Source organism: Alkalibaculum bacchi, from assembly GCF_003317055.1.
GTDB classification, from domain to species: domain Bacteria; phylum Bacillota; class Clostridia; order Eubacteriales; family Alkalibacteraceae; genus Alkalibaculum; species Alkalibaculum bacchi.
This window is the reverse complement of record NZ_QNRX01000016.1, coordinates 1-22,731: the sequence shown is the minus strand read 5'-3', so window position 1 is coordinate 22,731 and position 22,731 is coordinate 1. Positions and strand designations below refer to the sequence as shown.

General features: G+C 32.6%; 16 protein-coding genes, 2 pseudogenes and 1 riboswitch. Of the genes and pseudogenes, 17 read left to right on the top strand and 1 reads right to left on the bottom strand.

Going from position 1 to position 22,731, the window contains the following annotated elements; all coding sequences use genetic code 11:
- Positions 1–18: 18 nt before the first annotated feature.
- The 17 genes and pseudogenes from DES36_RS11360 (at position 19) to DES36_RS11285 (ending at position 21,384) form a co-directional block, all read left to right on the top strand.
- On the top strand, positions 19–3,342 hold the full coding sequence (locus DES36_RS11360; protein ID WP_113921326.1) for a DEAD/DEAH box helicase family protein: 3,324 nt from the start codon (positions 19–21) through the stop codon (positions 3,340–3,342).
- Positions 3,343–3,870: 528 nt separating this feature from the next.
- Positions 3,871–4,278 (top strand): type VII toxin-antitoxin system MntA family adenylyltransferase antitoxin, encoded by a 408-nt coding sequence (mntA, locus tag DES36_RS11355; protein WP_113921325.1) that lies wholly within the window; start codon positions 3,871–3,873, stop codon positions 4,276–4,278.
- Positions 4,271–4,678: pseudogene (hepT, locus tag DES36_RS11350) on the top strand (type VII toxin-antitoxin system HepT family RNase toxin). Before mntA ends, hepT begins: the two are co-directional and overlap by 8 nt.
- Before the next feature lie 336 nt (positions 4,679–5,014).
- On the top strand, positions 5,015–5,965 hold the full coding sequence (bioB, locus tag DES36_RS11345) for a biotin synthase BioB (RefSeq protein WP_187387079.1): 951 nt from the start codon (positions 5,015–5,017) through the stop codon (positions 5,963–5,965).
- A 619-nt stretch (positions 5,966–6,584) separates the two neighbouring features.
- A riboswitch (TPP riboswitch) is annotated at positions 6,585–6,696 on the top strand.
- Positions 6,697–6,770: 74 nt separating this feature from the next.
- Positions 6,771–7,271, top strand: a complete 501-nt coding sequence (thiW, locus tag DES36_RS11340) for an energy coupling factor transporter S component ThiW (RefSeq protein WP_113921323.1) — start codon at positions 6,771–6,773, stop codon at positions 7,269–7,271.
- Positions 7,272–7,430: 159 nt separating this feature from the next.
- Positions 7,431–8,867, top strand: a complete 1,437-nt coding sequence (locus DES36_RS11335; protein ID WP_113921322.1) for a sodium:solute symporter family transporter — start codon at positions 7,431–7,433, stop codon at positions 8,865–8,867.
- 581 nt (positions 8,868–9,448) lie between these two features.
- Positions 9,449–9,669: pseudogene (locus DES36_RS11330) on the top strand (YdbC family protein).
- A 15-nt stretch (positions 9,670–9,684) separates the two neighbouring features.
- The gene (locus DES36_RS11325; protein WP_113921321.1) at positions 9,685–14,817 is read left to right on the top strand and encodes an AAA domain-containing protein; all 5,133 of its coding nucleotides are present in this window, start codon (positions 9,685–9,687) and stop codon (positions 14,815–14,817) included.
- Between the two features lie 204 nt (positions 14,818–15,021).
- Complete coding sequence (locus tag DES36_RS11320; RefSeq protein ID WP_170128279.1) at positions 15,022–15,384, top strand: hypothetical protein; 363 nt, start codon at positions 15,022–15,024, stop codon at positions 15,382–15,384.
- 150 nt (positions 15,385–15,534) lie between these two features.
- Positions 15,535–15,870: a hypothetical protein gene (locus tag DES36_RS11315; RefSeq protein ID WP_113921319.1), complete on the top strand. Its 336-nt coding sequence runs from the start codon at positions 15,535–15,537 to the stop codon at positions 15,868–15,870.
- Between the two features lie 139 nt (positions 15,871–16,009).
- On the top strand, positions 16,010–16,141 hold the full coding sequence (locus DES36_RS15330; RefSeq protein ID WP_278278704.1) for a hypothetical protein: 132 nt from the start codon (positions 16,010–16,012) through the stop codon (positions 16,139–16,141).
- Positions 16,142–16,337: 196 nt separating this feature from the next.
- On the top strand, positions 16,338–17,930 hold the full coding sequence (locus DES36_RS11310) for a hypothetical protein (RefSeq protein ID WP_113921318.1): 1,593 nt from the start codon (positions 16,338–16,340) through the stop codon (positions 17,928–17,930).
- 416 nt (positions 17,931–18,346) lie between these two features.
- Positions 18,347–18,493: a hypothetical protein gene (locus DES36_RS11305; protein WP_207657458.1), complete on the top strand. Its 147-nt coding sequence runs from the start codon at positions 18,347–18,349 to the stop codon at positions 18,491–18,493.
- Between the two features lie 132 nt (positions 18,494–18,625).
- Positions 18,626–18,928: a hypothetical protein gene (locus DES36_RS11300; RefSeq protein ID WP_113921317.1), complete on the top strand. Its 303-nt coding sequence runs from the start codon at positions 18,626–18,628 to the stop codon at positions 18,926–18,928.
- A 106-nt stretch (positions 18,929–19,034) separates the two neighbouring features.
- Complete coding sequence (locus DES36_RS11295; protein ID WP_113921316.1) at positions 19,035–19,829, top strand: hypothetical protein; 795 nt, start codon at positions 19,035–19,037, stop codon at positions 19,827–19,829.
- 387 nt (positions 19,830–20,216) lie between these two features.
- Positions 20,217–20,684, top strand: coding sequence for a pyridoxamine 5'-phosphate oxidase family protein (locus DES36_RS11290; RefSeq protein WP_113921315.1), 468 nt, complete (start codon positions 20,217–20,219; stop codon positions 20,682–20,684).
- A gap of 94 nt (positions 20,685–20,778) precedes the next feature.
- Positions 20,779–21,384 (top strand): class I SAM-dependent methyltransferase, encoded by a 606-nt coding sequence (locus tag DES36_RS11285; RefSeq protein ID WP_113921314.1) that lies wholly within the window; start codon positions 20,779–20,781, stop codon positions 21,382–21,384.
- Positions 21,385–21,553: 169 nt separating this feature from the next.
- Here DES36_RS11285 and DES36_RS11280 read toward each other — a convergent pair whose 3' ends face one another.
- Positions 21,554–22,420, bottom strand: coding sequence for a D-alanyl-D-alanine carboxypeptidase family protein (locus DES36_RS11280; RefSeq protein ID WP_113921313.1), 867 nt, complete (start codon positions 22,418–22,420; stop codon positions 21,554–21,556).
- Positions 22,421–22,731: the final 311 nt, after the last annotated feature.

The following is a 22,731-nucleotide window of genomic DNA, read 5'->3' as shown; positions in this document are numbered from 1 at the left end:
ATAACAAGGGGGAATACCATGTGCTATAACTTTGATTTCCTAAAAAAAGAAGAAAAGTATAAGGACTTTACATACGCCTGTATAGAAGCTGAAAAGAGCTTGGTGGTTTCCTATGCCAGTACAGTGATTCTTGCACGTAGAGCTTTAGAACTGGCAGTAAAATGGGTGTTTAGTTATGACGAAGAATTGGATGCGCCCTATCAGGATAACCTTGCTTCTTTAATTCACGATTACCATTTTAAAGGTATTATTGATACCAAACTTTTTCCAATGATCATATACATTCAAAAGCTTGGTAATAAGGCAGTGCATTCAGCAACGCCAATTTCAAGAGACCAAGCAGTATTAGCTCTTCGTAATCTATTTGAATTTATTTCTTGGATTGATTATTGTTATTCCGATGAATACGAAGAGATTACTTTTGACGAAAGTCTACTAGGGGATAATGAAAAAGAAAGAAAAACCAGAGATGAATTGAAAAACCTATATGAGCGTCTGGGTTCAAAAGACCGTAAGCTTGAAGAAATCATAAAAGAAAATGAAACACTAAGACGTGAAAATGCAGCGAAACGTGTTGATAATAAGAAAAATCGTGACTTCAAGGTGGATGAAATTTCTGAATTCAAAACCCGAAAAATGTACATTGATCTTGAAATTGAATTAAGTGGTTGGATTATCGGCAAAGACTGCCTTGAAGAAGTTGAAGTAGATGGTATGCCCAATCAATCAGGCATTGGTTTTGTAGATTATGTTCTTTATGCAGACAATGGCAAGCCACTGGCAGTCATTGAAGCAAAGAAGACCAGTGTAAGTCCTAGAATGGGTCAGATGCAAGCACAGCGTTATGCAGATTGTCTAGAAAAAGAACACAAATTCAGACCAATGATATTCTATACTAATGGCTTTGAATATTATTTATGGGATGACCGCAGTTATCCAGAGCGTTTGGTATCGGGCATATACACTAAAGAAGAACTTGAGTGGCTACATTTTAAAAGACAAAACAAATCATCATTAAAAGATCCTGTAATCAATGATGCCATCACCAATCGACATTATCAAAAGATGGCCATTACAGCGGTATGTGATACTTTGGACAAGGGGAATCGTAGGGCACTTCTTGTTATGGCAACAGGTTCTGGTAAGACTAGAACAGCTATATCCATTGTGGACGTCTTGATTAAAAGAGGATGGATTAAAAATATTCTATTCCTTGCAGATCGTACTGCTTTAGTGAAGCAAGCTAAGAAGAATTTTAAGGCATTATTACCTGAGCTTTCTCTTTGTAATTTGCTTGACAGTAAAGACAATCCAGAGAGCAGAATGATTTTTTCAACCTATCCAACCATGATGAACGCCATTGATGATGTAAAGAATAGACGAGATCAAAAGCTCTTTACCAGCGGGCATTTTGACCTTATTATTATTGATGAAAGTCACCGAAGTATTTACAAGAAGTATCAGGAGATTTTTAATTACTTTGATGCTATTTTATTAGGTTTAACGGCAACACCTAAAAGTGATCTTGATAAAAACACCTATACTATTTTTGAACTTGAAAACAATGTGCCAACCTATGCCTATGAGTTAGGTGAAGCCATAGAAGATGAGTATCTGGTACCCTATCATACCATTGAAACAAAGATGAAATTTCTAGAACAAGGTATTCATTACGATGACCTTACAGAAGAAGAAAAAGAAATGTTTGAAGAAACCTTTGATGATGATGTTAAAGATATTAGTGGGGAAGCTTTAAACTCATTCTTGTTTAATGCCAATACCATTGATACGGTTATACAAGAGTTGATGGAAAAAGGATTAAAAGTTGAAGGTGGCGATAAATTAGGGAAGACCATTATCTTTGCTAAGAATAAGAAACATGCTGATTTTATTGTTAAGCGCTTTAATGCACTCTATCCAGAGTATAAAGGTGATTTTGCAAAACCGGTTTACACCGGTATTAATTATGTAGAAAGCACCATGGATGATTTTGAATTGAAAAACAAACTTCCTCAGATAGCTGTATCTGTTGATATGCTTGATACTGGGATTGATATTCCTGAAATTCTTAATCTTGTTTTCTTTAAAAAAGTACGTTCTAAAACTAAGTTTTGGCAGATGATTGGCCGTGGAACCAGACTGTGCGAAGATTTGTATGGTGTTGGCATTGATAAAGAAAGTTTTAGAATATTTGATTATTGTGGCAACTTTGAATTCTTTAGAACCAATAAAAACGGTAAAGAAGCTAAGATGATGAAGTCACTGACAGAGAACATTTTCAATATCCGTATAGGTATTATTAAAGAGCTTCAAAACTTGGATTATCAAACAGATGATTATATGGATCACAGAAAGTCATTGATTGAAGTAATATTAAAAGAAGTTAAGGCTGTTGACGAAACTAAATTTAATGTTAGGATGAAGCTTCAATACCTTCATAAATTCAATCAGGAGAGTGCATTTGAAAGTCTAACTGATGCTGATGTCAGAGAACTGGAAGAACACGTTGCGCCTCTTGTACCAGCCATAGATGATGATGAGTTGGCAAAGCGTTTTGATTATTTAATGTACACCATTGAATATGCAGACTTAAAAAGAGTACCTGCATCAAAACCAAAGAACCGAGTGGTGACAACGGCAGAGAAGCTAACTTTTAAGGGTAGTATTGATAAGGTCAAAAAACAGGAAGCTTTAATTTATAAAGTTCAGACCAATGAATACTGGGAAGAAGCAGATATTTTTGATCATGAAGAAGTCCGTGAAGCCTTTAGAGAACTGATTAAATTTTTAGACAGTAAATCCGGTGAAATTTATTATACCAATTTCACAGATGAAATTATGGAGTCAAAAGAAAACGAAGGCGAATACTCTGTGAATGATATGCAAAGTTACAAGAAAAAAGTAAATAAGTATTTAATGGAACATCAAAATGATCTAGTCATCTATAAGCTACGTAACAATAATCCTTTAACGGAAGATGATATTAAATACCTAGAGAAAGTATTATGGCAAGAGTTAGGAACAAAAGATGACTATTTTAAAGAGTTTGGTGATGAACCACTGCTTAAACTAGTGAGTAAAATTGTAGGGTTAAACCCTCAAGCAGCTAATGAAGTGTTTTCAGAGTTTTTATCTGACGAAAGCCTTAATATCAATCAAATGGAATTTGTAAAATTAGTGGTCCATTATATGATTAAGAATGGTAGCTTAGACAAACGGGTTCTTAATGAACATCCCTTTAATAAACGTGGTAATGTGATGAATCTATTTGATGGCAAGATTGATGTGGCGAAGCGTATTATTAGTGCCATTGATCAGATAAATGGAAGACTGAGCGTCTAAAAAAATATTGTACAGTGATTTATAACGAGAGGGAGTTTCATAGCTACTTTTAGTGCTGTGGCTATGGAGCTAATACTTGACGATACAGATATTTCAGTTACAAATATCGTAAAAAATAATGCAAGGGAAGAATTATGGATTATTTTCTTATAGGAATAATAACAATTTTCATCGTTGCCTTGATTGTTTTAATGATAAAGAAATCAATGAGAGCAACAAATTCTAAGGTTGAAGAAGATTTTGACAAAGAGATTGTTGAATTAGATACCCTTGAAGCATGAGAATCACGAGGGACATAGAATTTTGGGTCATAAAAGGCTGACTCTAATCTTGTGACTTGAAAAGTCCCGTCCCTCATAAACTTCTACGTCCCTCATAAACTTCTACGTCCCTCATAAACTTCCTTCTAAATTCTTAATTGTACGCGAATGGTAGTGACACTAACTAATACACATCACATTAATCTTTTGTTTGCAAGTATATAATCAAACTAATTTAGTATATAATATGGGAAAAGGGGTGAGAAAAATGTACTTATCAGAAAAAGATAAGAATATAATAGTACGTTTTTTAAAAGAAGAATTTAATCCTAAATTTATCTATCTCTTTGGATCCTTCGCCAAAGGAGAAGGGCGAAAGGATAGTGATATAGACCTAGCTATTTATACTGATGATATCATTGACCCCTACAAATTAATGATTGCTGCAGGCAATCTTTCTTTTGAAGTTAAACGAGATACTCAGATTGTCCACTTAAAAGACATCAACACAGTATTCGCCGCTCAAATTGTAGGCACAAAAGAAGTATTATATTGTGCAGATGAATACTTAATGGCCAATTATGATATTAGAGCATTCAAAGATTATGCAAAATTAAATGAAGAAAGAAAAATAGTATTAAATGCCATTGAAAGGGATGGTAGAGTATATGGTTAAGGATGTTTTATATAATAAAATAAGTATTATAGAAAGATGTGTAATAAGAATTCAAGAAGTATATGATCACAATTCAGATAACTTAATGGATTATACTAAACAAGATTCTATCGTATTAAATATTCAAAGAGCTGTCGAAGCAACGATTGATATAGCAATGCATTTAGTTTCATAAAAAAAATTAGGTATTCCACAAAATAGTAGAGATGCTTTTGAAGCATTAAATCAACATAATATTATTGATGATAGAATGTTAAATATATTAAAAGCAATGATAGGTTTTAGAAATATAGCTGTTCACAATTATCAAAATCTTAATTTGGAAATCTTGCAAAAAGTTATAGAAAATCATCTAAAGGATTTTGAAGAATTTACATATCTTATTAGTAAGGTTAAATAAGATAATTCTTATACAAAAATGAATTTTTTTATAACGAGTACCTGACCTGAAACCCGACCTCAGGGACATCCTTCACGTGGAACGTGGAATTTTGGGTCATAAAAAGCTGACTCTAATCCTGTGACTTGAAAAGTCCCGTCCCTTAAACTCCCATTAAGTAAAAATTATAGCAAAAAATGTAAATAGCAAAAGTGAGCTGGTAAAACGTGATTGTAAACCTATATTTTAAAATTAGTTTACAATCATTTTTTTATAAGCTATAATCATACAAAGGCAATCAATATCTAATATCTTAAACATAAAAAACATAACAACAAGGGAGAAGGTAATATGGAAATACAAGGATTGGTACAGGAAATAATTGAGGGGAGAAGGTTAATACGGGGAGATGATTTAAGTTTCTTTAGGACTATTTCTTTGAAAGACCTTTGCCGAGGGGCGGATAATATTCGGGAAGAATTGTGTGGTAATAGTATTGACCTATGTTCTATTATTAATGGCAAAGGTGGCAGATGCAGTGAAGATTGCAAGTTTTGTTCTCAAAGTTCTCATTTTCATACGGATGCCAAGGAATATAGTTTGCTACATAGGCAAGAGATTCTAGCTGATTGCAAGAAACATGCTGATAAAAAGGTGCACCGTTATTCTATTGTAACAGCCGGTCGTGATTTAAACGAAAAAGAATTAAAAGAAGTTTGTTTGGCTTATAAAATGATGCATGAAGAATGTAAGATTGATTTATGTGCATCCCATGGCATACTTTCTGATCAGGCACTGCTTGCTCTTAAGGAAAATGGTGTTTCTATGTATCACCAAAATATTGAAACTTCAATAAGAAACTTCAATAATATTTGCACTACCCATAGTTATGAGGATAAGATTAGTGTTATAAGGGGAGCTCAGAAGATAGGATTAAGGGTCTGCTCTGGTGGTATTATTGGAATGGGTGAGACATTCCAAGATCGTTTAGATATGGCTATTAGCTTAGCAGAACTTGAAGTACAGTCTATTCCTATTAATGTTTTAATGCCAATTAAAGGCACACCCTTTGAATTGCTTGAACCACTAACAGAAGATGAGATATTAAGAACCATAGCTATATTTCGTTTTATAAATCCAACAGCTAGTATTAGATTAGCAGCTGGGAGAAGCCTGATGAAAGATTCTGGAAAGAGTGCCTTTCGTGCAGGTGCTAATGCCACTATAACAGGAGATTTATTAACAACTTCTGGCCATAATATTAGTGAAGATAAGGAAATGATAGTGCAGATGGGGTTTGATATTTGATTATGGCCCATTATTATATGAAGAAAATGAAATCATCTTAGATGAATCCTTGGAATGTAGAGTGATTTTTTATAACTCAACCCATTTACTACATCACTCTACTGTATAGGGGGACTGTCCCCGTAGGCGATGTTTTTGAAATTTTTAAAGATCGATTCCATACAGACAAGACAGAAAGGGAAAGACTTCTACAGGAACAGAAAAAACTCTATGATAAAAATGATGAACTTTCAAATAAGAAAAGAATAGAATTTGAAAATTATAAGTTTAGCAAGATTTCAAGAGAGTATTTTATAGAGATAAAAGACCAATTACAGGAGTCTACTGAAGAGAATAATAAGCGTATAGAAGCTTTTGATAAGGAACTTAAAGAAAGTGGAAATATAGAAAGCCTTACTGAAAATGTGATATGCAAATATATTAAAACAATATACACTTCTGGTAATTGTACAAATCCAGCACATAAATGATACAAATGGAATTATGATTGAAACTCATATGGGATTTTATTTTGCAAATATGGAAAAGCTTTAAGGAAATTGTAAGTTATTAATATTTATCATTGAAGTTTGAAGTTTAGGCTCAATATGTTATCATGCAATTATAAAATATAATAATAATTAATCACTGGGAGAGCTGAATAGGTCAGCTGAGAAAAAGACCCTTTAATGTCTTTGATCCCTTAACCTGATCTAGATAATACTAGCGTAGGGAAGTGTATTATATTGAGGTATAATTTTCAATATAAAAAAAGCACAGACTCTACACTCAGGTCTGTGCTTTTTTATTTAAAGGAGGATGAATCTTGGAACTAAAAAAACTTACAGCAGTGTCTTTACTTACAGCAGTAGGGGTAGTGAGCTCCCATATTATTTACCTACCTATAGGGATGGCCAAGGCTTTTCCAGTACAACATGGGATAAATCTCTTAACTGCGGTATTTTTTGGACCTGCCTATGGTGTTGGAGTAGCCTTTGCAATTTCTTTATTAAGAAATCTATTGGGTACCGGCTCATTACTAGCCTTTCCTGGAAGTATGATAGGGGTACTTCTTGCAGGTCTATTGTTTAAAAAGGGAAAAAGTCTCATTTATGCAGCCCTAGGAGAAATCTTTGGCACTGGTATACTTGGTGCACTGGTGTCCTACCCTGTTGCAAAATATCTAATGGGTAAGGAAATGGCACTATTTTTCTATGTAGGTCCCTTTATTCTCAGTTCAGTTGTTGGTGTTATTACGGGATGGATTATCTTTAAGGCACTTATGAAAATTGATTTTATTAGAGCAAACATGGAATACAGGAAATAACTAAAAAATATGATATACCTCTAATAATTAATGATCGACTGGATATTCCTTGGCTGTAGTTTCGGCAATTTTAGGGGAAAAAGATATAAAGAAGGCAACAGAAGAGCTATTAAATATTTTTAGATAGGAAACTATAATATAAAATTTTGGAGGCCAAAGATGATTTCGACTTTTACAGTAATGTTTTTATTGAGTATTACAGTCATTAGCTTTACAATTATTGGTATAGTCTATAGTAGTGGTAGGTTAGGAAGTACAGATGATTTTTTAACAGCCAGAGGAAGTACGGGAAGAGGGATATTATCTGCTACCTTTCTAGCATCCTTTTTAGGGGTCTTTATTTTATTTACGCCCCCAGAAGCTGGATCAATAGGAGGAATTACAACCATTATTGGCTATGGAATTGGTGTAGCAAGTTTGTATATAGCCTTCCTTGTTATAGGACCTAAAATCAAGTCCTATCTCCCAGAGGGAAGTACCTTAAATGATTTTGCTCAAAAAAGATATGGGGCAAAAATGCATCTTTTAACAGTCTTATTATCACTATTTTATATGTTTGTTCATCTGGTAGCTGAACTCACTGCCATAGGTTTAGTAGCCTACCAGCTATCAGGAGTCCCCCTGTTTTATACAGCAATGTTAATAGGTCTAGGGACCCTGATCTATACGGCCTATGGTGGACTTAGAGCATCTATGTTCACTGATATGATCCAAATGGTTCTAATAGGGGTCCTACTAATAGTAGTAGTGTGGGGTGTTGGATATTATGGTGGAGGATATGGAGAAATAATAAGACAAACTAGATTAAATGCACCTGACTTGCTGAATTTTAAAAATATTGGGGGAATTGAATATGGTTTAACTCTTTGTATAGCAGTATTTGCCTCAAACTTATTTCATCAGGGATATTGGCAGAGGGTTTATGCTGGAAAAGATAATGCAACCTTAAGAAAGTCTTTAATCACATGCATATTGCTTGTTTTACCTATAATGTTTGTATCAGGGTTTTTAGGAATAGTTTCCACAGGTATGGAAGTCTCTGAAAGTCCATCAGTTGCACTATTTTCCTTAGTTTATGAACTGTTTCCCAATGGCTTAATATTAGGTGTTTTTATATTGGCCCTAGTGTTAGTAATGAGTACAGTAGATACACTTTTAAATGCGACGGTAGCTACAATTACAATTGACAGCCAGAAGTTATTTAAAAACATTAAAATGGAGTCTCCCTTAAAATTTGCAAGGATCATTACAGTGCTACTAATGATACCAGCAGTCTTAATTGCATCAAAGGGTTTTAGTGTTCTTTATCTATTCTTCGTAGCAGATTTAATATGTGTAGGAGTATTCTTCCCCCTCTTCTATGGGCTCTTTAACCCTAAACTAACAGAAGAAGTTGCCTTACTGGCAGCAGTACTGGGAGTGGTTTCAGGTATTCCCTTCTTTATTGCAGATAAACTATTAATAGCATTTTCATTACCAGTTCTTGTTTCAGTCTTTATATGTGTAATAGGCAATATTGCTAATAATAAAAGATTGACCGGTATTATGTCAAATAATATTAAGCAATCTAGTAATATGTCAAGAAGAGATTTTTAAATAAATCAAACATAACTTTTAAAAAAGAGTAATTTTAATAGAACCTATGGTTTTCAATAAAAATAGGTTTAGGAGAGAAAAATATTTTATTGGATGTCTCTAACTTTATCCTTGGAGTAGATCTGATTTTTAGTCAGCAATCCAAAAATCAGACGTACTAATTCAAGGGACGTGGAATTTTGGGTCAAGTTTTTAAGTCACTAAGTGGATTTTAAATGGCTCAGTAGGGACAAGTTTGGTTAATATCAGTAAATCAATCTTCAACATAGAGACACTAGTGACGAGACTGAGTGTTTCTAAATTTATGAGAACTCTATGATTTTAACAAAATCACTTTCATCAATTGCTCCTTAATAAAATTACTAATGGGGATTTCACTTCCCAGTTAGTAATATAAATAGATCTACCCTTTAAGAAAACAATAGCTCCTTTCTGGTGAAAATCAAAATAGTGATTTAAACTAGGGAGGGGCTATTGTTTTCCAATCTTAAAATTTATCAGCAATATAGATTAATCATTATTTTGTAGTATAATTAATCTAGCAAGATTTGTAAATAAATATCGAATGAGGAGAAATTAATATGGCCGAATTTAAATATGAAATTATAGAAAAAATCGCAATATTATCTGAGAATTCTAAAGGTTGGACAAAAGAATTTAATAAGGTAAGCTGAATGGTAGACCACCTAAATATGACCTTAGAGATTGGCATCATAAAGACGGTAAGATGGGGAAGGGAGTCACTTTATCTGATGAAGAGGCTGCTAATTTGAGACAAGTTCTCGATAGCTTAGAAATCTAATGTTTAGGAGAAAAAATGGCTGAAATCATAAATGTTTTTAACTTTTTAAAAGATTATAATGAAATATCAAATCCTGTGATTACAGATATTACTAAGCAAAAATGGAGCATGGGTTTTAAAGATATTCCAAAGATAGAAGAAATATGGTCTGCTTTTGCCGAAGGGGTAAATGATGAAAAAATACTTGATGTCATAAAACCTGTTCTTTTGCCATGCCCAATACCTGATGAAATGATTATTGATTGGATTGAAGGTGACTGGAAGGATCTTCACATTGATGCTATAAAATTTATTGAGGAAAAAACTAAGGTAGAACACTCTCAAGCTGGGGACATTGAACAGATAGAACAATTTTCTGATAATGACAAGCGAGTAAATGCTTTTACAAGTTGGATAGAAGAAAGAAATGAGTGGTTGAATAAAGAAATTCCTAAAGAAAAAGGCCTAGAAATTTATAATAAACTCTTTAAACTTCATTCTGACATAAAAAGAGAATCTGAAAGTGTAGAACTGGTTTTAGGTGATGGAAATGTAGTGTGGAAAACTCTAGGTATTAGCCATCCTGTTCTATTACAAAAGGTTAAACTAATATTTGATCCAGATGTGCCCAAATTTACTATAAGCTGTGAAGAAAGTGATACTGAACTTTATACATCGTTATTTAGAACGATTTCATCTGTAGATCAATCTATTTTATCTGATGTCATCAAAGATGTAGAAGAAAATAATTACTATTTAACGGATACTATAAATACGAGTGCATTATTCAATAGGCTTATTAATGTGGTGGACAAAACAGGAAGGCTAGTTGAGGAGTATGAAAAAGATTATACAGGACCAATGATTAAATCAGATCCTATGCTGTTTTTGAGGAAAAGAAATCTTGGATATTCTTTGTTTATAGAAAAAATCATTGAAGAGATAAAAAGCAATGAAAGTTTGCATTTGCCAGATTTTTTTAATACCATGATAGGCAAATATGACAATACCACTAAAGAAATTATTGAAGAAGAGAGTTGGAACTTTAATGGTATTGACGAAGATATATTACTAACACTACCTGCTAATAATGATCAAATGAGAATTATTAAATATTTAAACCATTACGGCGCAGTATTAGTACAGGGACCACCAGGAACTGGGAAGACTCATACTATCGCTAATCTAATTGGTCATCTTTTAAGCGAAGGCAACAATATTCTCGTCACTAGCCATACGGAAAAAGCCCTTACAGTATTAAAGGATAAAGTATACAAGGATGAGGAGATTGATTTACAAAGTCTTTGTATTAGTCTTTTGAGCAGTAAATCTCAAAAAGAAGAGATGGATAAAGCCATTAACGAAATGGCAATAAAAAGTACAAGCATCGACCTTAATAAAGAAAAAGAGGCTATCGAAAAACTAACGGTAGAACGTAAAAATTTGATTGAAGACTACAAAAAGTTGAGAAATGATTTAATATCAGTCAGATCACAGGAGTATAAAGATTTAGTTTTTGATAATCAAACAATTAAACCTATTGAAGCAGCAAAATTTATCAGCGAAGGTATAGATAAATACGATTTTCTAGAAGGTAATACGACTGACTGTACCGTTAATCTGCCATTATCGGAAGATGAGTTGATTCGATTATATAGCTCTAATGATGATATCAGTGAAGATGAGGAGAGAATGTTGTCCAAAAAACTACCATTACTTGGTGAATTATGGACAGTAGAAGAATTTGAAGAGGGCAGTGAAAAACTAAATAACTTGCAAAGTGCTACATTAATAGAAAAACCAATACTTAGATTAACTATTTCTGAAAAAGATAGACTTAATGGAATAAAAAATCAAGGAACTAATATTCTTAATTACCTTATAAATCTAGATTCTGTTTACCGGATTATTATCTCTAAGGTTTATAATGACAAAATATCCCTTGATTTTTGGAAAGAGATAATAGAAGAATTTGATAGTTTCAATAAAGACTATCAAGAGTGTAGAAGGATTTTATTTAACGACAGTTATGAGTATTCTAAAGGGATTGTAAACAATGATACGATACGATTATTAAACGAAATCATCTCGACTGGAAAAGAAAAACCCATCACTAAGATGTCAGGGTTAACAAAACCAAGATGGAAGAAGTTAAGAGATTCTATAACAATTAACGACAAGAATATTGAGTTCAGAAATGAATTTGTGAACTTAAAGACTCTTATAGAATATGAGATTAAAAAATCAAAAGTAATCGATAAAATCTATAAGCTGTTAGATGGAGTGATAGCTAGGGATGATTTGTCTGCAACATTTGAAAATAAGATAATTCATAATCGAGAATCTATTACTTATGCCTTGAACTTCATTAATGATATATGGCTAAAATATCTTGACGATTTAAGTAGCTTTAGCGAAAATCAATATGAGCTCAATACTTTATTAAGTTTGGATGGTTTGAATCCAGTCGATTCAATAGAAATATTGATGAATGAAAAGATTTTGCCTAGCCTCTCCTATTATACTTTGAAATTAGAATTACAAGAAGTTTCAGATAGATGGGATAAATATCTTTTAGATCTTGAAAGTTATGATTTATGTGATGTTCCAGTAGCAAATTTGATAAAGACAATAAAAGAAAAAAACAGTGTGAATTACCCAGATGCAGTTGCTGAGTTTGAAAAAGTGATCACGAAAAGAGATATCTTCGAGGAGCGAAATAAGTTTTTATCAAAACTTGGCACAATCGCACCATTTTGGTCGGCAGCTATTCAAACAAGGATTGGAATACATGGACAATCCAATGTACCAAAGCATGTCGAATTCGCATGGAAAAGGTTGCAATTAAGCAATCAAATAAGAATTTTGGATGAAATGAATCCTAATAGAATTCAAAACGAACTTAATGCAATCAATGATCTGCTTTTAGAAAATTCAAGAAAATTAGCTTATCGAAAAGCTTGGTATCACAATATAAAAAATAGAACTCAAGAGCAAACTTCTGCAATAGAAAGTTGGAGGACGACGATTAAGCAGATAGGTAAAGGTACTGGAAAAAGAGCTCCAATATTTAAGCAAAAAGCAAGAGAGATTATGCCAAAATGTCAGTCAGCCATTCCAGTGTGGATTATGTCTCTTAATCATGTAGTAGAGAATTTTGACCCTCAATCAAATAACTTTGATGTAGTTATTATTGATGAGGCAAGTCAATCCGATATATTATCATTGTCAGCTTTGTTTTTGGGGAAAAGAATTATTATTGTAGGTGATGATGAACAAGTAAGTCCTGAATCAGGGTTTGTAAAAACCGATGATATCCAGGCCTTAGTTTCACAACATTTACAAGGAATTCCACATGAGCATCTTTATAATAATCAAACATCCCTCTATGATATGGCCAAGATGAATGGATTTAAACCTCTTATGCTTTCAGAACATTTTCGGTGTCTCCCTGAAATAATAGAGTTTAGCAATCAACTTTCTTATAGGGGAATGATAGATCCATTAAGAGATAACTCAGCTGTAAGAACTGTACCTCCAGTTGTTGAATATCGAGTACCTTCAGGAATAAAGGAGCGTAATAAAGTTAACTTTGAAGAAGCAGAACAAATTGTATCACTTATCTGCGCTTGTATTGAAGAAGAAGAGTATCAAGATAAAACAATTGGTATAATCAGCATGCTTGGAACTGAGCAGGCATATGCAATAGACTCGTTACTGCAAACTCATATAGATCCAGTAGAATATGAGAATAGAAAAATACAATGTGGTACCCCACCTCAATTTCAAGGTGACGAGCGGGATATTATCTTCTTAAGTATTGTAGAAGGACCTACAGAAAAAGGTGGTCCAGTTCGTCTGCTAAGTGAAGATGGTAATAATGATAAAAATAGAAAGAGATATAACGTAGCTGCAAGTCGAGCGAAAGACCAGATGTGGGTTGTTCATTCGTTGAATCCAGAAATCGACCTAAAACCCGATGATATTCGATTACGACTCATTAAACATGCCATACATCCTGAATTTTCAAGGGAAAATGTGCAATTAGAAAAGACAGAATCCGATTTCGAGTATAAGGTGATGCTAGATTTAATCAACAAAGGATATCGTGTCATTTCACAATGGAAAGTAGGTTCATACAGAATTGATATGGTCATCGAGGACGGCGACAAACGAATTGCTCTAGAATGTGATGGTGGTAGATGGCACACTATTGACAATTTACCTGATGATATCAAACGTCAAAATATTCTTGAACGGTTGGGATGGACATTTATCAGGATTAGAGGTAGTGAATATTATAGATATCCTGAAGAAACTATGAAGAAAGTCGTGTCAGAGCTTACTAACTTTGCAATAAAACCAAATTATTCTATTAATGATGAAGCTATTGAAGTTAATCAAAGTAATGACAATGAATTACTAGAGAGAATAAAACGTAAGGCTAACAATATTCGTATGAGATGGAAACAGTCATCAAATCCAGATGGAGATACGAGTAAAGGTAAGGAGTATGTTGATTCCAATCAAGAAGAGAAGATTATTCATGAAGAAAAAGTTTATAATGTTATTGATTTTCAACAATCTAAAGTAGCAGAAGAAATAGCTCATGTAGATAATGCAGAAAACAGATATGATAACAGTGTAGAACAAATGAGTTTTACTAAAACTTTAAATCAAAAGCCACTGTTTGAAGATAAATGTGCAGAGGATACAAGCGAATACTCTATTAGTACCAATAACAATCAAAAAACAGATTATAAATTTGATTTCACTAATAAAAGAAAGGCTGAAGAAAAGAAAGGCAACGTAGGTTATACATTATACGCAGATTTAAGCGGTAAAATAATTGGTTCCTTTAGCCTATGTGGCAAAGAAATCGAAGTAGATAATTGGAAACAACTATATATTTTAACTTGTCGAGAACTTGTGAAAATAAATAAAGATACTTTTTACAAATGTATAGAAAGTAAATCCATGAAAGCATATTTTTCACATAATCAATTAAGTTTTAGAAGTAGTGAAATGGTTGAAAATACTAGAGTATACGCCTCTACAAGTATTTCTCAACAAAAAATAAAAGGTTTTTTAGAAGAAATGCTTCGAGAGTTTAATATATCTATACAAGAATTTAGAATTTATTTGAAATATAAACATCAGGATTATTAATGCAGGGATCACCAGAAAATCCTGTGTTTAAAGCGTTGAGGAGAAGTAAATATGGATGGGATTACAGGTGAAAATTTTGAAATACATGACAGTAATGACGACGTTGTTGAGCGATATCAAATAGGCGAGGAACGATTTTGAATTAAAATAAGTACATCTAATATTGATGTGTTAGATGAGAATTTGTATTCCTATAACAGCACAGTGTTTTCATTATCACCGGCAATACAAAATAGGACATCGGAAAGCTTGTTTAGTAAAGTCAAACAATTTGTCAATTCTGTTCCTGCAGTTCAAAAGTCCATAGATTATGTACAAAGCAAAACCGAGTATATCCCGCGGCTTGATCTAATTTCAGGGGAAAATAAGCAGGTATTGCAAAACGGAACAGCTGAATTAATTCCGTGTAAAGATTCTACTGATGCTTTCTATCTTCAAATTAAGGCAACAGTAAAAGGCTTAATTATAAACGGAAAAGAGTATGGTAAGAACAGAAAAATCAAGGATATCCCGTTAGGTACAAAAACTATCCCTGCCAATGTAGCTGGAGCGATGCAGTGTTTATGAATGCAAAATCAGTTAAATCAAATCTCCAACGGTCTTAAGGAAATCTCAGAAGCCTGTGAAATCAATTTCGGAAGAATCATTCAGAGTCAACGCGATGATCGTTTGGCTAAATTGTTAAGTAGTTGAAGTGCCTTTATACAGGCACTCGCCATGTCAGATGAAAATTTACAAAGGCAAATGCTCATACAATCTACTCGTGATACCAATTCTGCTCGAGCAGAACTTGCGTTTCTAATTAAATCTGACATTTCTTTACTCAGCGGTGACAAACCACCTAAAACCAAAGATATGGAAAAGATGGTCTGTGGCATTAATACCGCCATAGTTGCGATGAATAACGCCGTCCAAATCTCTTTGTATTCTTATCAGGTTCTTGGTGGACGCAATGCACAACTTGCAGTAGTTAAAGAACATGAGACTTTTATTAAACAGGTATCGTTTAAAGAAATAGAAGATAAGTGTAATAAACATCTTGCTTGGAGTTGATTTCCTCCTCTGGAAACAGTAGTTTAACCCCTCAGGATTTCGGGTTACTTCCCACAAAGCTACTTGTTAGCTGTGATGCCTTTATTGGAAACAAAAACGAAAAATCAACAAACTACTTGGAGGGTAATGACAATGACTAATGAAGCACTTAAACAATGCAAAAGAAAGGGGTGTTGCTATTTTGGGAGGCGGTGCCGCAATAAAAAAAGGGGTATTAAAACAAGCTCCTAAAATTGCAGCAAAAATGATAAAAGTGATTTCGCGAAAATAAAGGGAATGCCAATCCATGAAGAAAACAATGATCAGTATAATAGGAAGCAATACAAGTGTTTTGTGTCGAAGTATATAGGAGTACTGTAGCTTACTTAACATAATATCGATACAGAATGAACAACTCCCTGGCATCAAGAGATCTTTTAAAAGGTGAATAAAAAGTTTTAGTCGAGAAGTACAGCAGGAGGACACTAATGGAAAAGGATATTGTAAAAATTGATTTACAAGTGAGTAAATGCGATTTTGGTTTAAGCGATAATTTAGTTGGTGTAATAGAAAGTTCAAATAAACTAGTAGAACTTAATAACTCAGTCATGGATGAAAATAAACAGCTCAAAGCTAGATTAAAGATAGTTGAAGATGAGGTTCAAGATCTGAAAAACGTCAATAACATGCTGTATGATAAAATTAAACATTTGGAAGAGGAAAAACAAAAATTTATACAAGTAAACAATTTTAAAAATCTTCTATCATTGTCAGAAGATTTAGGTAAACGATTTCTTGAAAAAATAGAGTGGGATACTATTGATGACAATGAATTAGCTGAATTGCTTAGAAATTCATATAAATTTGAGAGTTATTCTAATGTAATACATATTTTAATGAATGTTTTAATAGGGAAGTCTAAAGAATTAAATCATAATGATTCTAAATCCTTAGACTTATTAAGAGAAATTTCTAAGTTGATAAATATGCAAATAGAGAAGGAAATTAGCTGTAAAGAAATGCTTTATTTACTAGATGTTCTATATCAAAAAATAGACGAGGACTTATTATTTGATTTTACGTATGAAAATGTAACGTATATCAATAATCTTATTTTTGACTGTGATATTAGTTTCCTAAGTTTAAATATAAAACTTGCTAGAATTCTATTTGCATTAGAAGATTATGATTCTGCTGATCAGATGTTAATGATACTGGATGAGACTCCTAGTAATATATTAATATTAGATTACGAAATGACAATAGATATTATTCTTATGCTCATCTGTTTGACACCATACACAGGTTTGGACGATTTTAAGGGGATCAATCTAGATGTACTTGATAGAAAATATATTGAGGGTAGGGTAATATTAGATTATTTTGAATCAATAAAGACAGGAAAAGCTACTAAAGATCAAATTGAAATATTAAAAAATAATCCAGAGATTGTAAACGCCGATCATTCTGAAGTTACTAGTAGTATTAGGGAATTTTCATACAACAATATTGCTACTAAATTGTTTGAGTTTAATGAAAGTGAGGTAACGAATCAACCACCAAGCGAAAAGAAATACTATGTATCTAACGCTGACGGTTCAATAAGCCGTGATAATATAATTTATCTTATAAATCTAAATAAAAACATTTGTCCTTATGATCATAATAAACTAGCTATAAAAAATATAGTCAGAAAGATTTTTAGGACCAAAGAGGATATAGAAAAGGGCATTAATTATCAATATAAGCTTATTGATATTTTATATTGTAATAAATGTAATCGTTATTTCATTAATAAGAGTTTATTAAATAAAATTGAAGGAAAAATATCAGTCGGTCGATTAGACCTAAATAAACAAAGTAACAAATTCAAGGATAAGTCATTTAGTAAAGTTGAAAATAAGTTGAGCAATAAAAGCAATTCAAATAATAAAAGTTGTTCCAATTGTTTATTAGAACGCGCACAAGAATGCTTCGGAAAAAGAGAAATATGTGAATTTTACAAACCTTGTCCTTCATATAAGATAGATTCAACTTGGCCTACAGAAATGTCATTTAATGAAAATAGATTTGATAAATAAAATGCCCAGGTGACATATTTCATAAATTTACCATATATGTACATAATTTTACTATTAACCCCATTATTAGAAAGGGTAGTTACTCTTGAAAGGGTCAAGCTTACAAGAACCACTATTTCTATGAGCTTTATAACCGCGGCGGTAATGAGTTCTTTATCCAACTTGCTTTTAATTCCGGACAATGTAATGGCTATGTGTAAGCGCATTAATGTGTATTATCCTTCCAGATAGCAAAAAGAAAACTGGCAGTGGCGTATACCGTTCATTACTAAAAAATCAAAGGTTGAGGATGAAATCTCAGAAGAGAAAATCTATGAGCAGCTCAATAAGAAACTTGATGAAATTAAAGAATTTGAACAGAAACTCGCAGGCCAATTAGAACAAGAGAAATAGTATGTATCGAATTCAGTATTGCATTGACTACGAGTGTTATACCTGCAATTATTACAGGAAGTATTGTAGCGGCTATTGGTGAAGGTTCAATATATGCTTTTGAAAAAATATATCTTGGCGAAAAGAGTGTGGATGATATTGATTGGGTAATTAAAATTGATAGCAATTAGATTTAACGAAATACATCTATCCAAAATGTGGGAAGAAAGACCTAGAAGAAGATTCAGTACTAATTTTATAGGATTAAATCAGTTGTTTCTAAATTCTATATAACACATTTTTTAGAAGAACAAGGAGGAAACATGAGCTCATTTCAATTTTTAGCAAGTGATAAACCTTTACAGGAGGTTAAGAATCCGTATATAGAGTTTATATCTATTAACGAGGCTGTAAAGCGCAATATTACTCTTGACGACTTTATATTAGAGGACGAAGAGATTGATAGAGATGATAAAATGATAATGATTTGTGATTCAGAAGAGCATTTAGATGAAATTGAAATTAGTACAGTAGATGAGGAAAAAATACAAGCTTTAGTGACAGCTAATGGAGTGTGTAAAAAGTTTTTTAAAAGAAGATTTAAGAAACTAAGCATATTTGCATAGGAAAACAACTTAAAGTCATCAAAGATGGTATGAAGAGCATCTGGGCGAAATAGAAATTAGCAATAATATATATTATTTTTTGGAAAATGGCAAGGAGGAAACAGTAATGTCGTTTGAAAATATCATTTTTTCTGTTGTGTGTTGGCTGTGTTCATTAATTTTTGGGGTAATCGCTCTTTGGGCGTTCAAACGTAAAGACCCCATGCACTTTTGGTCAGGAAGTACTGTAAGGCCCGAAGAGATAGCGGATATTCCCTCATACAACCGTGCGAACGGTTTGATGTGGGCTATTTACACCGTTTGTATGGTAGTGACAGGTATATTGTCACTTTTCAGCATTGAAGCAGGTGCTATTTTATTAGTAATTATATGCGTCCCCGGGATTGTTGTTTTAATCGTTGCATATAATCGGATTTATAACAAATATAGAAGCACATCGGTTACTTATAAAACGGATGATTCAACAACAAAGACGCCAAAATTGGTTATTATTGCTATAACTTCAATCTCTACAATAATTCTTATTGCAGTAGGTGCGCTGTTTTTTTATGGTGAAAAAGACCCTGACGCAATCATACTTGATAATCACATACAAATAAAAGCTATGTATGGATTAAACATTGACTTCTCTGAAATTGTTGATATATCTCTTATAGAGAAAAGCATGAGCGATATTGGTTTTGGCATAAGGACTAATGGTTATGGCGGTATCGGAGAAGCCCTAAAAGGAAATTTCAAATCAGATACCATCGGTGAAACTTTGCTCTTTGTTCAATCGAAGTCATCTCCTACAATAAAAATTGACAGAACTAACAAGAAAGATGTATATATAAGTTTGCGTAACAGCGAAAGTACAGAGCAACTATACCGCGAATTGATAGAGAATATACCGCTAAAATGAGTATTAGCCTATTGTTATTATTCGCTAATAAGTATAACGAGAAGCAGACTTCCTTCCCACATTAAAATAGAGTTAGATTGGAGGTTGATACATTATAATGTACAACATTAACTGTCAAGGTATTGAAAACAAAGGGTTTTATGTAAATTGAAGTAATACTTTAAAGTGGGATGACCGTTCCAATAAACCGTACTATCTTCCCAACCATTATTATCGCAAAGCAACGAGCCAAGCAAGTTCTATTATCATAAACCCTCATATATTTTAATCGTATCCTCTACATGCTTGTTGCATCGCTATTATGTAAAAATAATATATCAACTTTTTTAGCTATAATATTGATATAATAATTTATAAACTTAATTAATATTTAATAGGAGATTTCATTTGAGAAGAAAAGATAGAGAAATTACAGAAATTAAGGAATTATTACAGATTATTGATCAATGTAAAGTTATTAGAATTGCTATGGAAGATCATGCTGGTCTTTATATTGTGCCTATGAATTTTGGCTATACTTATGAGAACAATCAGTTGGTATTGTATTTTCATAGTGCAAAGGAAGGACGGAAAATTACTGCATTAAAAGAAAAAAGTGCAATTTGTTTTGAAATGGACTCTGAACATGGCCTTATTACAGCAGATGTAGCATGTGAGTATTCCTATTCTTTTAAAAGCATTATTGGAAATGGTAGGGCTATCTTTATTGATGACATCGAAGAAAAGAAAAGTGCCCTATCAGTATTAATGAAGCATCAAACTGGACGAGACTTTTTAATTGATGACAGCATGGTAGACGGCGTTTGTGTGTTTAAAGTTATTGTTGAAGAATTCACTGGAAAATACCATCCTTGATTCAAAAATATAAGATTTTTTTTAATACCTTAGACTAACTAAATTATATAGTAAAATTGTGTGTACTCTAATTTGTATGAGAGGGGTTTATCACATGAAAACTTTTGAAGATAAATCACGAGAAAGTTATAATGAAAAAGCAGATGACTATGATAAAACTTTTGATGGCAAATTTACAGTAAAATTCAAAGAACTTTTATTAGAAGAGATTACTGTGGAGACTAATAGTAACATCTTAGATGTTGCTTGTGGAAACGCTACATTCCTTAAAATGTTATCTAATAAGTATGACATTCAAGGATATGGTATTGATATTTCGGAAAAGATGATTGAAAATGCTAAAAAGAGATGTCCTGATATGACATTTGAAATAAGTAGTTGTGAGCATACCCCTTTTGATAATGAAATGTTTGATATGGTAACTGTTTGTGCGGCATATCATCATTTTCAAGATACAAAAGCATTTGCTAAAGAATTAAGCCGAATATTAAAACCGAAAGGGTTATTATATATAGCAGATATATATTATCCATTTATTATTCGTGCAATTTTAAATCCATTTGTTCCATTGTCAAAAGCAGGAGATGTTAAGTTTTATTCTCCAAAAGAAATCCAAAGTAATTTTGGGGAATATGGTTTTGAGAGTATGAAGTTCAAAAGGGAAGGTCATATTCAAATTATTGGATTTCGTAGGTTGTAAATTTGATTAGTGCATTTTAATTGCGTTAATATTAAAATGTGTTTTTATTTTACAATTTTGCAATACATATCTGGACGGTGATTTTTATCAACTAATATATGGAGCAAGAATGAGCCCCATCCCCGTAGCCATGGTTATCGCAAAGCAACGAGCCAAGCAAGTTCTATTATCATAAACCCTCATATATTTTAATGGTATCCTCTATATGCTTGTTGCTAGTATCATTAATATCTTCTAACTTAGCACCCATTACTATCGCTATATATTCTGTATCTCCCTTTATAGCTAAAGTAGCCCAGCATTGTCCTGCTTCATATGTGGTTCCAGATTTTCCTCCTATGATTTTAAAACCATTTTGAGGCATGTCATGAAGTTTTGAAAGCACGGTAGATTGCAAGACAATGCCATTTGGATGATCTAATGTAGAAGTCGTTTTAAAAGCTTCCTTAGTAAATATTGCTCGGAAATGTCCATTATCTAAAGTATAGTCTAAAAGTATTGCCATATCATAGGCAGTAGTGTATTGTTTTTTATTATGGAGACCTTCTGGATTAACAAAATGCGTATCTTCTAGTCCGAGTTCCTGGGCTTTATCATTCATAAGCTTTACAAAATCTTCTACGCTTCCAGCTATGTTTATGGCTAAAGAATTGGCAGCCTCGCCACCTGAGCTTAAAATAGTCCCATATAATAAATCCCTATAGGTAGTTTGTTCATTTCCATAAAATCCTGCCATTGATGAATTCTTATTTACCATCTCTCTGTAGGTATCGATATCCACTGGAGCAATAGCAGACAAATCGTTTATATGATCTAAGGCAACAAGAGTAGTCATAATTTTGGTCAAGGATGCTGGATAGGCTTTAGATTTATAGTTTTTCTTTATTATTTCGCTTTCAGATTGTCGATTCACCACGTAGATATAGTTACTGTTATATTTATTATTAAATATATTGTTAATATCTATTTTCTCCTTTACAACAAAGAGTCCGAATATAAATAGAATAACAAAAAATATCTTTACGATCTTACGCATGTTTATCCTCCATAATAGCTTTTTTTCTTTATAAGATAATAATTTTATTAAGCCATTTTAGAGTACTATAAAGTTATTACTGAATTCTAAAAATAATCTTACAATTCTCATACAATTTGACAAAAGAACGCATTGCGTTTGTCTTGATCCTTGATATTACAGATATCACAAACAATACTTTAGGTGGAATAATGGGAGTGATTTTTTAAATTATGTACTCAAACTTCGCACATCATAAATGGCATAAATCCATTGCAACATAATACTTTCACCTAAAAATAAAGTGTTATGCACAGCATTTTAGGTTGTTT

Bases quoted from the DNA above. Each gene is read 5' to 3' on its own strand.
- DES36_RS11360 (WP_113921326.1), top strand. From the start codon at position 19: ATGTGCTATAACTTTGATTTCCTAAAAAAAGAAGAAAAGTATAAGGAC.
- mntA (WP_113921325.1), top strand. From the start codon at position 3,871: ATGTACTTATCAGAAAAAGATAAGAATATAATAGTACGTTTTTTAAAA.
- DES36_RS11335 (WP_113921322.1), top strand. From the start codon at position 7,431: ATGATTTCGACTTTTACAGTAATGTTTTTATTGAGTATTACAGTCATT.
- DES36_RS11325 (WP_113921321.1), top strand. From the start codon at position 9,685: ATGGCTGAAATCATAAATGTTTTTAACTTTTTAAAAGATTATAATGAA.
- DES36_RS11315 (WP_113921319.1), top strand. From the start codon at position 15,535: ATGTCAGATGAAAATTTACAAAGGCAAATGCTCATACAATCTACTCGT.
- DES36_RS15330 (WP_278278704.1), top strand. From the start codon at position 16,010: ATGAAGCACTTAAACAATGCAAAAGAAAGGGGTGTTGCTATTTTGGGA.
- DES36_RS11310 (WP_113921318.1), top strand. From the start codon at position 16,338: ATGGAAAAGGATATTGTAAAAATTGATTTACAAGTGAGTAAATGCGAT.
- DES36_RS11300 (WP_113921317.1), top strand. From the start codon at position 18,626: ATGAGCTCATTTCAATTTTTAGCAAGTGATAAACCTTTACAGGAGGTT.
- DES36_RS11295 (WP_113921316.1), top strand. From the start codon at position 19,035: ATGTCGTTTGAAAATATCATTTTTTCTGTTGTGTGTTGGCTGTGTTCA.
- DES36_RS11285 (WP_113921314.1), top strand. From the start codon at position 20,779: ATGAAAACTTTTGAAGATAAATCACGAGAAAGTTATAATGAAAAAGCA.
- DES36_RS11280 (WP_113921313.1), bottom strand. From the start codon at position 22,420: ATGCGTAAGATCGTAAAGATATTTTTTGTTATTCTATTTATATTCGGA.